The following is a 14,832-nucleotide window of genomic DNA, read 5'->3' as shown; positions in this document are numbered from 1 at the left end:
GCGGCGTGTGCCGTGGGCGGTCGGATCTTCATCCACGCGAGGCTCCATGCGGCGCCTCCTTCCACGCGATCACGTTCGTTCGATGACGGGGTCGGCCCGCCCTCCCCCCTCGGGCGGGCCGACGTGTCCATCGTCGAGGGACGCCGTGGGGCGTGACAGTAGAACGCGATTCTGTGGATAAGTCGTCAGCGGGCCCAGCGGGTCGGGTCGCCGCCGCCGGCGCGGCGGGCGGCGAGGGCCCGGCGCGCGGTGGACTCGACGATCGCGCGGGCCTCACCGAGTTCGCGGTCCGTCGCCGACACCTGGACCGGGCCCGGGGGCGCGTCCACATGGACGGTGGCGAGGCCCATCAGCCGCTGGAAGAGGTTCGCGGTCAACCGGACGCTCTGCGCGCGCGCGTGGGCGATCACGTCCGTGCGGCGGCAGGGCCAGCCGTGCCGGGTCACGAAGACCACGTCGTCGGTGCCGGCGCCGTCGGCGTGGTCGACCGACACGGCCTTGGAGGACGCCGGGACGAGAGCGACGGCGTCCACGTGCGTCCCCGGGAAGACCTGCGAGACGAGGTGCATGGCGACGTGGCGGGGCGCGACGGGAAGCAGGGTCGAAGAGAGCGCTTGGCGCTCACCCGCGTAACCGGCGACGGTGACCTCGACGCGGGCCCAGCCGAGGGTGCGCCAGATCGCCGGTTCGACGATGCTGACGGCCTGGACGCGCCCAGGCGGCAGCGTCTGCATCCGGGTCTCCAGCAGGCCGTAGCGCAGGCGGATCCCGTCCGGGGACATGGCCACCGTGAAGTTGGCGTACATGACCAGCGGTGCGATCACGGCCCGGATCAGGCCGAGCAGAACCGGGATGGTGACGGCCAGGATGCCGCCCTCCGCGTACATGACCAAGAAGATGAGGGACGCGAGGAAGAGCAGCACCGCCCCCAGGACGGGCAGCCGCACGACCAGCGACCCGAGCAGGGCCCCGAACGGCACGCGCCACAGGTGCCTCTCAGGGGCCTCCGGGGTGTGGCCTGGAAGCCCGGCGGCGCGGGCCAGGAGTTCGGCGCGCAACTGCTGCGCCGACTGCCGCCCCAGGTAGCGGAGGGCGATCTCGCTCTGCTCGCCCCCTGCCAGCTCCACCCGTACTTCCGAAAGCGCGAACACCCGCGTCACCAGCGGACGCACCACGTCTATGGCCTGGATTCGCGAAAGCGGGATGCGCCGCGCGTTCTTCCGCAGGATTCCGGTCTCCACGACGAGGTCGTCGTTGTCGACGCGGAAGCGGAGGGACAGCCAGGTCCACAGGCCGCTCCCCACCGCGATGAACCCCATGGGGACGGTCACGATGACGAACCGCAGGATCACCTCCGGCGTGAGCGCCAGGGTGACGCCGCTGTCGGTCTGCGTCAGCAGCAGGGGGAAGCCGAGGAGGACGAAGTAGATGATGAGGAAGACGAACGCGCGCAGCGGGGCCGTCGCCCAGTGCAGCCTATGCGTGCCCTCCGAGAACCGGACCGGTGGACGCTGCGGCGGACCGTACGCATACGGCGGACGAGGCGGCCCGTACCCAGGGTGCGGCGGCGGGTAGGAAGGTCCCGGCGGCCGCCCATAGGGCCCAGGCTGCCCGGGTTGCCCCTGTGGCCCGGACGGACCAAGGGGTCCAGGCTGCCCGTGGGGCGAAGGTTGCCCGTGGGGGCCGGGCGGGCCCGGCGGCCCGGGTCGGCCAGGCGGACCATACGGGCCGTAAGGGCCGCTCATAGGCCCATGCTCCGTTCCTCGCCCTTCTGCGCGAGACGGTCACGCAGAAGCGCGGCCTCCGCAGTGGGCAGCCCCGGAATCGTCGCGTCCGTCGCCGCGGCGGCCGTGTGCATCCGGACGGTGGCGACGCCCATCCACCGCTCCAGAAGGCCCGCGGTGACGTCCACGAACTGCATCCGCCCGTAGGGGACAACGATGAGCCGCCGGACGAGGACGCCATGGGTCACGATGAGGTCGTCCTGACGCTCGACATAGCCGTAGGCCCGGCGATCCAGCACCGCGACCAGCCAGGTGAGGATCACCCCGAGCACTACGGCGGCGACCCACATGGAGGCGGCGACCACGGTGCCGTTCCTCCACACGATGAAAGCGCCCACAGCACCGACGGGGATCGCCCAGAGGACCGCTGTGAGAAGCCTGTGCCAGGCGTGGCGCTTCGAAATGTGCGACCAGTGGAGGCCGGCTCCAGGCGCAAAGGCCTGGTCCGCCTGGTAGAGGGGCGGCCCCTGCTGCGGCGGGTAGGGTGCCCCTACCTGTCCCTGACCAGGGGGCTGACCGCCATGGGACGGCCTGGACGGCGCGGGCGGGCGCACCGCGCCCTGCGGCCCAGGGTGCGCGGCGGGATCGTATGGCGGTTCGCCGTGGCTCGCGTTCATCGCCCCCTAGTCAACCGGATAACGAGTACCGCTCGCCATGGGACCATGAAGCGGTGATCAGAGTGGCGGAGGCGCGACCATGACCACCGAACGGATCGTAGGGATCGGTGCGGGCGCCAAGGAGCTCGCCACCGAGGACATGACCCTGAACATCGGCCCCCAGCACCCGTCCACGCACGGCGTGCTCCGGCTGAAGCTCACCCTGGACGGCGAACGGATCTCGGCCGCGGAACCCATCGTCGGCTACATGCACCGGGGCGCGGAGAAGCTGTTCGAGGTCCGCGACTTCCGGCAGATCATCGTCCTGGCGAACCGGCACGACTGGCTGTCAGCCTTCTCCAGCGAACTCGGGGTCGTGCTAGCCGTCGAGCGCATGCTCGGCATGGAGGTCCCGGTCCGGGCCGTATGGGCGAGGACGCTGCTCGCGGAGCTCAACCGGATCCTCAACCATCTGATGTTCCTCGGCTCCTACCCCCTGGAAGTGGGCGCCATCACTCCGATCTTCTACGCGTTCCGCGAGCGGGAGGTCCTGCAGCGGGTCATGGAGGAGATCTCCGGTGGACGTATGCACTACATGTTCAACCGGGTCGGCGGGCTGAAGGAGGAGCTCCCCGCCGGGTGGACGGCACGCGCGCGGGCGGCGGTCTCCGAGGTGCGCGCCCGCATGAGCGACATCGACGACCTCATCATGGGCAACGAGATCTTCCGGGCCAGGACCAGAGGGGTGGGCATCCTCACGCAGGAGCAGATCCTGCAGTACGGGGTGTCCGGGCCCATCGCGCGCGCGTCCGGGGTCGACTTCGACCTGCGCAGGGACGAGCCCTACCTCGCCTACGACGAACTGGACGTACGCGTGGTCACCCGGTCGGAAGGCGACTGCCTGGCCCGGTTCGAATGCCTGCTCGACCAGGTGCACGCGTCCCTCGACCTGGCGGACGCCTGCCTCGACCGCATGGCCGAGCTGCCGCCCGGGCCGATCAACCAGCGGCTGCCGAAGGTCCTGAAGGTCCCCGAGGGCCACACCTACGCCTGGACGGAGAACCCGCTCGGCCTCAACGGCTACTACCTGGTGTCGCGTGGCGAGAAGACCCCGTGGCGGATGAAGCTGCGGTCCGCGTCGTACAACAACGTCCAGGTGCTGGCGGAACTGCTGCCCGGCAACCTGGTCGCCGACATGATCGCCATTCTCGGCTCGATGTTCTTCGTCGTCGGCGACATCGACAAGTAGCGCGCGCCGGCCTCAGGCGCGGCACCGGCCTCAGGCGCGGGACGCGCCGTGGCCGTGGCGCTCGTCGTCCGGGCCCTTGGGCACCCGGCACGCGTACTCCAGGAAGAACGCCGCCGCCACCAGCACGACGGCCGCGAGGAACGTGCCGCCGCTCACGAAGAAGTCGTGCCGCGGAGTCGACTTGTCGAGCGCGCCGGCGAGGCTGATGGCGAACCCGCCGAACACGCCCGCGATGACCGCCGCCGAGTGCGCACTGGCCTTCCCGAGGGCCGCCAGGCGCGCCACCGCCATGGGATCCAGCGGCTTCGGCCCCGGCTTGCGGGACGCGTCCGGCGCGCGCCTGTCGGAGGGCCTGCGGCGGATGCGGCGCAGCACGTTCAGGCCGGTGAAGGCCTCGCCCAGGGCGAGCAGCAGCAGCGTCGGCACCGCGGTCCACGGCAGCGGCGGAAGCGACAGGTAGGCGGACCGCAGCACCGCCCAGGTGATCAGCGCTATGACGACCACCACGGCGACGAGGAACAGTGGGCGGGAGGGCTTCATGCAGGCTGCTGGAGGGCCAGGTCTTCGCGCCGCCGGCAGGCCGAGGGGCCGCCCTCCGCCTGCTTGGCCTCGGCCAGGTCGCCTACGCGGCCCTGTCCGGGGAGCAGGACGTCCGGCTCGATGTCGGACCAGGGGACGAGGACGAAGGCGCGCTCGTGCGCGCGAGGGTGCGGGAGCGTCAGATCGGGGTCGTCGGACGTGATGTCGCCGAACGTCACGATGTCGATGTCGAGGGTGCGGGGGCCCCAGCGCACCTCGCGCTCACGCCGCATCGAGTTCTCGATGTTGAGGACCCGCTCCAGGAGGTTCTCCGGTGGCAGGCGGGTGTCGGCGATGAGCACGATGTTGAGGAAGTCGCCCTGCTCGGGGATGTCCTCCCCAGGGGGCGCGTAGGGGGCGGTCTCGTAGACCGGGGAGAACGCCACGAAGTGCAGGCCCGGTGCGTCGAACAGCGCGTCGACCGCCTCCTGGATGTTGTCCAGCCGGTCGCCGAGGTTGCTGCCGATCGAGAACACGACACGGTGCTGGACCAGCATGTGCCCGCCGGTGGCGGTGCGGTCGGGCATGCGGTCGGACGCTGTCATGGGCGACTCCTCCTGATCTTCACGGCGACGTCCGTGAAGGGGTGCGGGATCGGGGCGCTCGGCTTGTGGACGGTGATCTCGACCTCGGAGACCAACCGATCTTCCAGACATATCTTCGCCAACCGGTCGGCCAGCGTTTCGAGCAGGTTCAGGGGCTCACCCTCGACGGCCGCGACCAGCCGGCCGGCGAGCGTGCCGTAGTCGACGGTACGCGAGAGGTCGTCGCCCTCGGCGGCGGGGCGGGTGTCGAGGCCGAGGACGGCGTCCACGACGAACTCCTGGCCCAGGTCGCGCTCGGCGGGCAGGCATCCGTGCCGTCCCCGCGCCCGAAGCCCGCGCAACTCGATGCGGTCGAGAGTCATTCTTCCTCTGCATCCACGACGTTGAGGACGGGGGACCCGTGGTGAAGCAGGAGCCGCCACTCCCCGCCCGCCCGTACGAACACGTTCGTCGCCACGATGCTTCCCCCGGCTAGGAACCCCGCTTCGGTGTCCTCGTCGGCGGTCAGGATGTTCTCCTTGCAGGTGACCACGGCGTGGTCGCCGTAGACGTCCGTTTCCACGTCGGTCAGCACGAACTGGATGTAGGACGTGTTGGCCATGATGAGCGCCCACGAGCGCAGCACCGCCTCACGTCCCCGCAGCATCGTCCAACCGGGGTGCACGCAGGAGACGCCGTCGGCGTAGGGGCCGTCCGCCCAGACCGCCGACATGCGGTCGAAGTCGCCGGCCTCGAACGCGGCGTAGAACTCGGCGTGGACCTCGTCCACGTCGGCGCGGTTCACGGCACGGCTCATAGGCGGGGACTCCCAATGTCGTAGCCGGCGCTAGCACCGGCGTCGTGGCTGTCTTCACTGACGGGGCCTGCCGCACTGGCGGGGCCCGCCGCGCGGATCGCGGCCGCCACCCGTACCGCGTCCGCGTTGGGCCGGACCCTGTGCACCCTCACGCACCACGCCCCGGCGGCCGCCACGAGAGACGTGATGGCCACGGTCGCGTCATCGCACTCGCCGAAGGGACGGCGCGTCCCGTCCGGCTCCGCCAGGAGCCTCGTCAGGAACGCCTTGCGGGACGCCCCCACGAGGACAGGGTGGCCAAGGCTCGTGAACGCGTCCAGATGGGCGAGCAGCGACCAGTTGTGCCCCGTCTGCGGGTTCTTGCCGAAGCCGAGCCCGGGGTCGAGCACGATCATTGAGGGGTCGACGCCCTCTTGCAGTACGGCGTCGACCCTGTGCGCCAGCTCCTCGCGCACCTCGCGGACCACGTCCGTGTAGACGGCGCGGGTCTGCATGTCGTGGCTGTGGCCGCGCCAGTGCATCACCACGTAGGGGACGCCAGCGGCGGCCACCACGCGCGGCATGTCGGGGTCGGCCAGGCCGCCGCTCACGTCGTTCACCAGCCGGGCGCCCGCGTTGACGGCCACCTCGGCGACCTCGGCGCGCATGGTGTCGACGCTCACCGGCACGTTCTCGGCCACGAGCGCCTCTATGACGGGCACCACGCGCCGCAGTTCCTCCTCCTGCGACACACGCTGCGCACCGGGGCGCGTGGACTCGCCGCCCACGTCCACGATGTCGGCGCCCTCGGTCACGAGATCGAGCCCGTGGCGGATCGCCTTCTCGGGGTCGAACCAGGCGCCGCCGTCCGAGAAGGAATCGGGGGTCACGTTGACCACGCCCATGACGAGGCAGCGCCCTGGCTCGGGCAGCCCCGGAACGGCGGCAGTGGTCATGTCACCCCACCCTATGCCTTGGAATCGACCTGCCAGGGCGGCACCTCGACCGTCTCACCGGTCCGGCTACCCCCTCCGGAAGCGGCAGAACGGGCCTCAGCGCGATGCTGAGGCCCGTTCAGGCGTTCAGGCGGCCCCGGGGCGGCCGGTGGCGGCGTCAGCGGCCGAGAATCAAGCTCATCGCCTCGGACCGCGTCTCGGCATGGTCTCGGAAGTCGCCGCGCACCGCCGACGTCACCGTCTTCGCGCCGGGCTTGCGCACCCCGCGCATCGTCATGCACAGGTGCTCCGCCTCGATCACCACGATGGCCCCGCGGGGCTCGAGCACCCTCATCATCGCGTCGGCCACCTGGCTGGTGAGGCGCTCCTGCACCTGCGGACGGCGCGCGTACACGTCCACCAGCCGGGCCAGCTTGGACAGACCCGTGATCTGGCCCTTCTTGTTGGGCGTGTAGCCCACGTGCGCGACCCCGTGAAAAGGCACCAGGTGGTGCTCGCACACGGAGTACACCTCGATGTCCTTCACCAGGACCATTTCCTCATGGTCGGCGTCGAACACCGTGGTCAGCGCGTCCTCGGGCTCCTGGCGCAGACCCGCGAACTGCTCGGCGTACGCGCGCGCCACCCTGGCGGGGGTGTCGCGCAACCCGTCGCGGTCGGGGTCCTCCCCGATGCCGATCAGGATCTCGCGGACGGCCTTCTCGATGCGCGCGTGGTCGAAACGCCCGCCGTGCAGTGTCTCGCCCGGCGGGTCGTTCTCCATCGGCGCCTCGTCGTACGGGATCGCCAAGGCCGTCAGCTCTCGCCCGGGGCCGGATCGACGGCCTCAGAGGTGACGCCGCCCTGTCCGTTGTTCTTGGTCAGGTCGGTGACGTCCTGCGGGCCGAGCAGTGCCAGCTCCTTGGGCGTGAGCACCGGCGGACGGTCGGACGGGAGGCGCTTGCCGTACCCGGTGTAGGAGTTCTGGTGCGGCCGCTTCTGGATCGGCGCGAAGATCTCCAGCACCTGGTTCTTGGAGAGCGTCTCCTTCTCCATGAGGTTGACGACGAGCTCGTCCAGGACGTCGCGGTACTCGACGAGGATCTCCCACGCGGTGTCGTGCGCGGCCTCGATGTAGCGCCGCACCTCGTCGTCGATCGCGGAGGCGATGTCCTCGGAGTAGTCGCGCTCATGGCCCATGTCGCGGCCGAGGAAGACCTCGCCCTGCCCGGTGCCGAACTTGCGCGCGCCGAGGCGCTCGCTCATGCCGTACTCGGTCACCATGTTGCGGGCGATGGAGCTGGCCTTCTCGATGTCGTTGGCCGCGCCGGTGGTCGGCTCGTGGAAGACCAGTTCCTCGGCGGTGCGGCCGCCCAGCAGCATGGCGAGCTGGTCGTTCATCTCCGAACGGGTCGTGAGGAACTTGTCCTCCATGGGGAGGGTCATGGTGTAGCCCAGGGCCCGCCCGCGCGGAAGGATCGTCACCTTGTGCACCGGGTCCGAGTTCGGAAGCGCGTGCGCCACCAGGGCGTGGCCGCCCTCGTGGTAGGCGATGATCTTCTTCTCCTTCTCCGACATCACCCGGGTCTTGCGCTCCGGCCCGGCCATGACGCGGTCGATGGACTCCTCGAGGGTGTCCATGTCGATCAGCTTGCGGTCGAAGCGCGCGGTGAGCAGCGCCGCCTCGTTGATCACGTTGGCAAGGTCGGCGCCGGTGAAGCCGGGGGTGCGGCGCGCGATCACGTCGAGGTCGACGTCCTGCGCGAACGGCTTGCCGCGCCCGTGCACGCGCAGGATGCCCTTGCGGCCCTCCAGGTCGGGACGGTCGACGGTGACCTGGCGGTCGAATCGGCCGGGACGCAGCAGCGCCGGGTCGAGGATGTCGGGGCGGTTCGTCGCGGCGATCAGGATCACGCCGCCCTTGACGTCGAAGCCGTCCATCTCGACCAGCAGCTGGTTGAGGGTCTGCTCACGCTCGTCGTGGCCGCCGCCGAGGCCCGCGCCGCGGTGCCGGCCGACGGCGTCGATCTCGTCGATGAAGATGATCGAGGGGGCGTTGGTCTTGGCCTGCTCGAACAGGTCGCGGACCCGGGACGCGCCCACGCCGACGAACATCTCGACGAAGTCGGAGCCGGAGATCGAGTAGAAGGGGACGCCGGCCTCGCCGGCGACGGCGCGCGCCAGCAGCGTCTTGCCGGTGCCGGGCGGGCCGTACAGCAGCACACCCTTGGGGATCTTGGCGCCGATGGACTGGAACTTCGCCGGGTTCTGCAGGAAGTCCTTGATCTCTTCCAGTTCCTCCAGGGCCTCGTCGGCCCCGGCCACGTCGGCGAAGGTGGTCTTCGGGGTGTCCTTGGTGATGAGCTTGGCCTTGGACTTGCCGAAGTTCATCACCCGCGAGCCGCCGCCCTGCATCTGGTTCATGATGAACAGGAAGATCAGCACGATCACCACGATGGGCAGCAGGCTGAACAGCAGGTTCAGGAAGAAGCTCTGCTTCGGGACATCAACGTTGTAGCCGCCGGGCAGCTTGCCGGCATTGGCCTGGTTCTGCAGCTGCTGCTGCAGCTGGAGGCCCTGGCCGTCGACCCAGGAGGCCTGCTGCTGCTTGCCGTTGGTGAGCGTGAGCTCGATCCGCTGGTCCTTGTCAATGATCTTCGCGGACTTCACCTGGCCCGCGTTGATCTCCTGGACGACCTTGGATGTGTCGACCTTCTCGAAGGAACGACCGGGGTTGACGCCCCACATCACCAGGGCGACCAAGAGGCCGAACAGCAGGATCCACAGCAGCGGCCCGCGAAAGTAGCGCTTCACGTCCATTTATCCGGTTACCCCTGAGGGGCCCGTCCCTCCTGACCAACGTCTGTGTGCGATCCTCGCCCGTCCCGGAGGACGAACGCCACTGCGACCAACATTGCGACCAACGGGAAGGCCCGTCGCCCGGGGCTCCGGTCCCACCGTGGCGGCTTCCCTCATATGGCTTCCCGAACCCAGGGTCCGGGACACCGACGGTACACCGCAGGCGCAGGAGACGCAGCCGCCGCCGTTCTCCCGCATCCCTTGCCTATACCCGTCAACGACCTTTGCAACGATTCGTCACGGTCCCTTGTTCCCTGGGGGCGTTGGTACGCCTCTGACCAGTGTGAGCCTGTAGGGGCCGATCGGCTCTCCAGTCGCGCACGCCCCCACGGTTTGCTGACCCCCTCCAGCCGCCAAGGCCTCAGAAGGCCCAGGCCTCCAGAGTGCCCTGCCTTCGGAGTGCTCAGGCCCCGTCGCCTCCGTACACGTGCGGGGCCAGGGTGCCGACGAAGGGGAGGTTCCGGTACCGCTCGGCATAGTCGAGCCCATAGCCGATGACGAACTCGTTAGGGATGTCGAAGCCGATGTACTTCACGTCGATCTCGGTTTTGACGGCCTCCGGCTTGCGCAGCAGCGCGCAGATCTCCAGGGAGGCGGGGTTGCGCGAGCGCAGGTTGCTCACCAGCCAGGACAGCGTCAGGCCCGAGTCGACGATGTCCTCCACGATCAGGACGTGCCGGTCGAGGATGTCGGTGTCGAGGTCCTTGAGGATGCGGACGACGCCGGACGACTTCGTCCCCGATCCGTAGGACGACACCGCCATCCAGTCCATGGAGGCGGGCGAGTGCAGCGACCGCGCCAGGTCGGCCATGATCATGACGGCGCCCTTGAGCACCCCCACGAGCAGCAGGTCCCTGCCCTCGTAGTCGGCGTCGATCTGCCCGGCGAGCTCCCTCACCTTGGCCTGCAGGTCGTTCTCGGGGATCAGCACCTTCGCCAGGTCGTTGCCCAGGTCCTTCTCGTCCACAACCCCACCCTCATAGCTCAGACCTCGCCCGTCCGGTGGGACGGACGTCGGACGGACACCGCCGCGCGCCGGTCAGGTGCGCGGCGGACGCGACACGTGATGATGCGCACACGCCGCGACGTCAAACCGGGCCGAACAGCAGCTTCCCAGACCTCCGCAGGGCTCGCAGCCCCCCGGGCAGATCCACGTGCCGCTGGCCGCGCCAGGCCGTGACCAGCCGATCCACCGCATCGACATGGACCGCCGCGAGCGTACCCGGTGGGCTCCCGGCCCTGAGCGCCGCCATCCGCAGGACCCTCGTGCGGACGGCTCTGGGCAGGTCTTCGAGCCCTTCCAGACGGAGGGCCGCGCCATAGCCGTCTTCGGGGGCCTCCAGGTCGGCGTAGGCGCGGGCGGCCGCCTCGTCGAGGGCGTCGGCGTCGTCGCGCAGCATCCTGGCCGTCCGTGCCAGCGCTTCGGCCACTCCCGGGCCGAGCGCCTTCTCCAGGGCGGGGAGGGCTTCGTGCCGGACGCGCACGCGCGCGTAGGCGGGGTCGACGTTGTGGGGGTCGTCCCAGGGGTCGAGGCCCATGGCCTTGCAAGCCCGGCGTGTAGTGGCGCGATCCAGGTCCAGCAGGGGCCGCAGGTACAGGACGTTCCCGGAGCGCGTGAATCTGGAGGGCATTCCCGCCAACGACCGGGCGCCGGAACCGCGCGCAAGCCCAAGCAGGACGGTTTCGGCCTGGTCGTCTTGGGTGTGGCCAAGGAGGACGGCAACAGCACCCCATCGGTGGGCCGCATCGTCCAGGGCCGCGTACCTAGCGTCGCGGGCGGCGTTCTCTGGGCCGCCCGTCCCATCGACGGTGACCGCGATCGATCCTGACGGGTCCAGGCCAAGGCCCGCCATGGTCCGGACCACCGCATCGGCACGCTCGTCCGAGCCGTGCTGGAGGCCGTGGTCGATGGTGACGCCTCCGGCCGGACGCCCCGCCCTGGGCGCCTCGAAGGCCAGCGCCCCCGCAAGTGCGAGCGAATCGGCGCCCCCGCTGCAAGCCGCGAGCACCAACGCCCCCTGGGGCAGGTCGGCCAGTACCCGGCGCACCGCCAGACGTACCGCCGCCACAGCCGGATCAGGGCCCATGGCAAACGTTTACCACCCCGCGCCGTCGCGCGCGTGACAGGTGCCGCCCGCGGGCCCGGCCGGGACGGCGGGTCAGCTCAGGCCTCGTTGGCTGTGGGCGGAGCGTCGATGGCGCGCGTACCCACGACCCTGTTCATCCACAGGCTCGGCTCCTTGATCTCGTCATGGGTCGGGAGCGACTCGGGCGAATCCCACACCCGGTTGAACCCGCTCATGCCCACCTCGGTGACGACCCGCCGCACGAACCGCGAACCCTCCGCGTACTGCTTCATCTTGAGGTCGATGCCGAGGAGGCGCCGGATCGTCTTGTCGAGCTTGGAGCCGCCGCTGCGCCGCCCCTGGAAACGCGACCGGATCTGCTGGACGGACGGCACGACCTCCGGGCCGACCGCGTCCATCACGTAGTCGCCGTGCCCTTCGACAAGCGTCATCACGGCGGTGAGGCGGTCGAGGATCTCCCGCTGCTCCGGGGTCTGGATCGCGTCGATGAGGTTCGAGTCACCGCCGCGCACGGCGTCGGCGACGGCCTCGGCCGCGTCCCGGATGCGGTCCAGCATCATACCGGGGTCGAGGTCGGACGCGAGGAGGAACTTGGTCATCTGGTCCTGCACGTACTCGCGCAGCCAGGGAACGCCGGTGAACTGGGCGCGGTGCGTCTCCTCGTGCAGGCAGACCCACAGGCGGAAGTCACGCGACTCCACGCCGAGCTCCTGCTCCACATGGACGATGTTGGGGGCCACCAGGGTCAGCCGCCCTGTCGGCGCACGCCCGGAGGGGTCCGGCGGGAGGAACAGCTCGTATTGCCCGAGAACCCGGCTGGCCATGTACGCGAGGATCGCGCCCACCTGCATACCGGTGACGCGGGACCCGACGGCCTGGACCACGACGTTCCCCGCGCCGCCCAGCGGGCCGGGGTTGCCCCGCTCGGACATCTGCTCCATGAGCGGTTCGAGCACCACCCGGAAACCGTCCACGTTGGCGCGGATCCAGCCGGGCCTGTCCACGACCGTCGCGGGGTCCGGGTCGAGCTCGGAGGCCATGCCGGTGAAGTCCCGCACATGCCCGTGGGCGATCTTCGAGAGGTCGCGCAGCTCCTTCACGACCTCGCGGGCCTCGGCGTGGGTGACCTGCGGTCCCGGCCTGACGAGCCGGGTGCCGGCCTGGACCGCGAGGTTCCAGTCGATCATTGAGGCGCTCATGTGACTCCACCGTACGTTGGCGACGTGGCGCCGGAGCGCCCTGCTGGTCGTTCAACGAACGACCGTTCTGGTTATCTCCCGTACGGCCGCCCCCACACCCGAGCCGCGGCCCGGCCGGGGAGAAGCGTGATCAGCCGCACCCGCAGCCGGCCACGGCGGCGGCGAGCTGGTCGAGCTTGCCGGGGTCGACCGGCCCCTTCCCGTCCCCGGCCATGAACGCGAACGCCAGCAGCCGCCCGTCCGCGTCGTGGGCGAGCCCGGCCAGCGTGCTGACCCCCGAGAGGGTGCCGGTCTTGGCGCGCACCATCCCGGCGCCCGCCTGGCTGGCCGCGACGGTGTAGCGGGGCGGGCTCAGCGTCCCGGAGAACCCCGCGATCGGAAGACCGGTGATGACCGGGCGCAGGTCCGGGTGGTCCCCGCCCGCGGCGAGTGAGACGATCCGGGCCAGCGCGATGGGCGAGATGCGGTTGAGGGGCGACAGCCCGCTCCCGTCGTTGACCGAGACGCCCTCGGCCACCCCCAGTCCGGCGAGGACCTGCCGGACGGCCTGCGCGGCCTCGGCGAAGGTCGCGGGGCGTCCCGTCTTGATGGCGACCTGGCGCGCCACCGCCTCGGCCACGTCGTTGTCGCTGTCGGTCAGCAGATGCTCGACGAGAGCGGACAGCGGCGGCGACTGGACGACGCCCAGTGGCTCGGCCTCCTTCTGCGCGACCGTCTGCCGCCCGGCCTTTGCGCTGACACCGTTCTGGGACAGCAGGCGTGCGAACTCTCTCGCCGCGGTGGCGGGCGGGTCCGCAACGCGCGTCTTCTTGGACGGGTCTGACGGGGAGACGCGTCCTTCGTCGACGGTGAGGGCGCTGACAGGAGCCACCTCACCGTCCGGCAGGTAATTGGGTTTCCAGCCCGCAGCCGTACGGGGCCCCTGGTAGGCGGAGGCGTCATAGTCGACCCGCACCTGGCTCGTGCCAGACGCCTTCAGTGCCGTGGCCGTCTGGCGGGCCAGGTCCGTGAGCGAGGCGTAAGGCGGGTGCCCGGCCCCAGGGCGCGGGGGAAGCGCCGTCAAGGTAGGATCCCCGCCTCCGACCAGAACGATCCGCCCGCCGGCGCCGCGCACGACCCGGGTCGCGATCCGGTGCGCGGGGCCGACCGAGGCCAGCGCCGCAACCGATGTCGCCAGCTTCGTCGTCGAGGCCGGGGTCGCGGGCTGGCCTGCCCGCAGCTCGTACAGCTGCCGCCGGGTCTCCGCGTCGATGACGACCGCGTTGATCTTGGCCTGCGGGCCGCCGATCAGCGTCGACAGCCGTCCCGCCAGGGCGGACGGGTCGGGCGGGCGCCCCGACCCCGGTTCGGCGGCGAGGACGGCGGCGGACCTCGGGACCTGTACCAGGTCACGGGCCGCCACGCTCGGCGGTTGCGGCGACAGATGGCGCGCGGGTGTGAGTTTCACCACTGCCAGGCCGGCGGCGACGGCGAAAACGTTAAGGAGGGACAGCGACAGGACTGCGAGGGCTCGGCCCCGTCCAGGCACGTGACCGCCCCTCTCCCACTCAGCACTCACCAACGTGCGACATCCTTATACAGGGGAACACTCACCTGTGGTGCCGGCCTCGCCCACAGGCTCCCGAAAGACTATTCACTGCGAGCGCGCAGGGAGCGGAGGACATCTTGGATTTCGACGTCACGATTGAGATCCCGAAGGGCCAGCGGAACAAGTACGAGGTGGACCACGAGAGCGGCCGCATCCGGCTCGACCGCATGCTCTTCACCTCCACGCAGTACCCGGCCGACTACGGGTTCGTCGAGGACACCCTCGGCGAGGACGGCGACCCCCTGGACGCCCTGGTCCTGCTCCAGGAGCCGACGTTCCCCGGCTGCCTCATCAAGTGCCGCGCCGTGGGCATGTTCCGCATGACCGACGAGGCCGGCGGCGACGACAAGGTCCTGTGCGTCCCCGCCACCGACCCCCGCATGGAGCACCTGCGCGACATCCACCACGTCGCCGAGTTCGACCGGCTGGAGATCCAGCACTTCTTCGAGGTCTACAAGGACCTGGAGCCCGGCAAGTCCGTCGAGGGCGCCAGCTGGGTGGGACGTGTGGAGGCCGAGCAGGAGATCGTGCGTTCCTTCAAGCGCGCCTCCGACCAGGGCGGCCACTGAGCCGCCACCGACCGGTGCGGCCGGCCGGGCCGCTCGAAGTCCCGGACGGCGCTGATCCGCTCCCCGC

15 protein-coding genes are annotated in these 14,832 nt (G+C 70.4%); 2 read left to right on the top strand and 13 right to left on the bottom strand.

The features are described 5' to 3' along the window. Nucleotides 1-185 precede the first annotated feature (185 nt). Together FKD65_RS27445 and FKD65_RS45760 are read right to left on the bottom strand one after the other, a co-directional pair. Nucleotides 186-1,352 carry a PH domain-containing protein gene (locus FKD65_RS27445; protein ID WP_240809629.1) on the bottom strand — a complete coding sequence of 389 codons (1,167 nt, stop codon included), beginning with the start codon at nt 1,350-1,352 and terminating at the stop codon, nt 186-188. Between the two features lie 389 nt (nt 1,353-1,741). Further along, nucleotides 1,742-2,122 (bottom strand): PH domain-containing protein, encoded by a 381-nt coding sequence (locus FKD65_RS45760; RefSeq protein ID WP_240809628.1) that lies wholly within the window; start codon nt 2,120-2,122, stop codon nt 1,742-1,744. 358 nt (nt 2,123-2,480) lie between these two features. On the opposite strand from FKD65_RS45760, the gene FKD65_RS27435 reads away from it, so the two are divergent. Further along, nucleotides 2,481-3,629 (top strand): NADH-quinone oxidoreductase subunit D, encoded by a 1,149-nt coding sequence (locus FKD65_RS27435; protein ID WP_141580203.1) that lies wholly within the window; start codon nt 2,481-2,483, stop codon nt 3,627-3,629. A 30-nt stretch (nt 3,630-3,659) separates the two neighbouring features. Here the strand turns inward: FKD65_RS27435 and FKD65_RS27430 are convergent, their stop codons facing one another. The 11 genes from FKD65_RS27430 to dacB all read right to left on the bottom strand — a co-directional run bounded on the left by FKD65_RS27430 (nt 3,660) and on the right by dacB (nt 14,010). Continuing rightward, the gene (locus FKD65_RS27430; protein ID WP_141580200.1) at nt 3,660-4,169 is read right to left on the bottom strand and encodes a DUF3180 domain-containing protein; all 510 of its coding nucleotides are present in this window, start codon (nt 4,167-4,169) and stop codon (nt 3,660-3,662) included. Then, complete coding sequence (folK, locus tag FKD65_RS27425) at nt 4,166-4,753, bottom strand: 2-amino-4-hydroxy-6-hydroxymethyldihydropteridine diphosphokinase (RefSeq protein WP_141580198.1); 588 nt, start codon at nt 4,751-4,753, stop codon at nt 4,166-4,168. Before folK ends, FKD65_RS27430 begins: the two co-directional genes overlap by 4 nt. Continuing rightward, entirely contained in the window at nt 4,750-5,115 is a 366-nt protein-coding gene (gene folB / locus FKD65_RS27420) for a dihydroneopterin aldolase (RefSeq protein ID WP_141580196.1), read from the bottom strand. The genes folK and folB overlap by 4 nt, the downstream gene beginning before the upstream one ends. After that, on the bottom strand, nt 5,112-5,549 hold the full coding sequence (locus tag FKD65_RS27415; protein ID WP_141580195.1) for a nuclear transport factor 2 family protein: 438 nt from the start codon (nt 5,547-5,549) through the stop codon (nt 5,112-5,114). Before FKD65_RS27415 ends, folB begins: the two co-directional genes overlap by 4 nt. After that, entirely contained in the window at nt 5,546-6,484 is a 939-nt protein-coding gene (folP, locus tag FKD65_RS27410; RefSeq protein ID WP_141580194.1) for a dihydropteroate synthase, read from the bottom strand. The genes FKD65_RS27415 and folP overlap by 4 nt, the downstream gene beginning before the upstream one ends. A gap of 157 nt (nt 6,485-6,641) precedes the next feature. Continuing rightward, the gene (gene folE, locus FKD65_RS27405) at nt 6,642-7,247 is read right to left on the bottom strand and encodes a GTP cyclohydrolase I FolE (protein ID WP_141587111.1); all 606 of its coding nucleotides are present in this window, start codon (nt 7,245-7,247) and stop codon (nt 6,642-6,644) included. Nucleotides 7,248-7,279: 32 nt separating this feature from the next. Next, a complete protein-coding gene (gene ftsH, locus FKD65_RS27400) occupies nt 7,280-9,283 on the bottom strand; it encodes an ATP-dependent zinc metalloprotease FtsH (RefSeq protein ID WP_141580193.1) in 2,004 nt (667 codons plus the stop codon). 442 nt (nt 9,284-9,725) lie between these two features. Further along, complete coding sequence (hpt, locus tag FKD65_RS27395) at nt 9,726-10,289, bottom strand: hypoxanthine phosphoribosyltransferase (protein WP_141580192.1); 564 nt, start codon at nt 10,287-10,289, stop codon at nt 9,726-9,728. A gap of 121 nt (nt 10,290-10,410) precedes the next feature. After that, nucleotides 10,411-11,409 carry a tRNA lysidine(34) synthetase TilS gene (tilS, locus tag FKD65_RS27390; protein ID WP_141580191.1) on the bottom strand — a complete coding sequence of 333 codons (999 nt, stop codon included), beginning with the start codon at nt 11,407-11,409 and terminating at the stop codon, nt 10,411-10,413. A gap of 77 nt (nt 11,410-11,486) precedes the next feature. Continuing rightward, a complete protein-coding gene (locus tag FKD65_RS27385) occupies nt 11,487-12,596 on the bottom strand; it encodes a zinc-dependent metalloprotease (RefSeq protein ID WP_141587110.1) in 1,110 nt (369 codons plus the stop codon). Nucleotides 12,597-12,738: 142 nt separating this feature from the next. Then, nucleotides 12,739-14,010 carry a D-alanyl-D-alanine carboxypeptidase/D-alanyl-D-alanine-endopeptidase gene (dacB, locus tag FKD65_RS27380; protein ID WP_240809627.1) on the bottom strand — a complete coding sequence of 424 codons (1,272 nt, stop codon included), beginning with the start codon at nt 14,008-14,010 and terminating at the stop codon, nt 12,739-12,741. Nucleotides 14,011-14,273: 263 nt separating this feature from the next. On the opposite strand from dacB, the gene FKD65_RS27375 reads away from it, so the two are divergent. Continuing rightward, nucleotides 14,274-14,765, top strand: coding sequence for an inorganic diphosphatase (locus FKD65_RS27375; RefSeq protein ID WP_141580190.1), 492 nt, complete (start codon nt 14,274-14,276; stop codon nt 14,763-14,765). Nucleotides 14,766-14,832 lie beyond the last annotated feature (67 nt).

Origin of the sequence: Actinomadura sp. WMMA1423 (assembly GCF_006547145.1) — a bacterium.
Lineage (GTDB): Bacteria > Actinomycetota > Actinomycetes > Streptosporangiales > Streptosporangiaceae > Spirillospora.
This window is presented reverse-complemented; position numbering and strand designations above follow the sequence as displayed.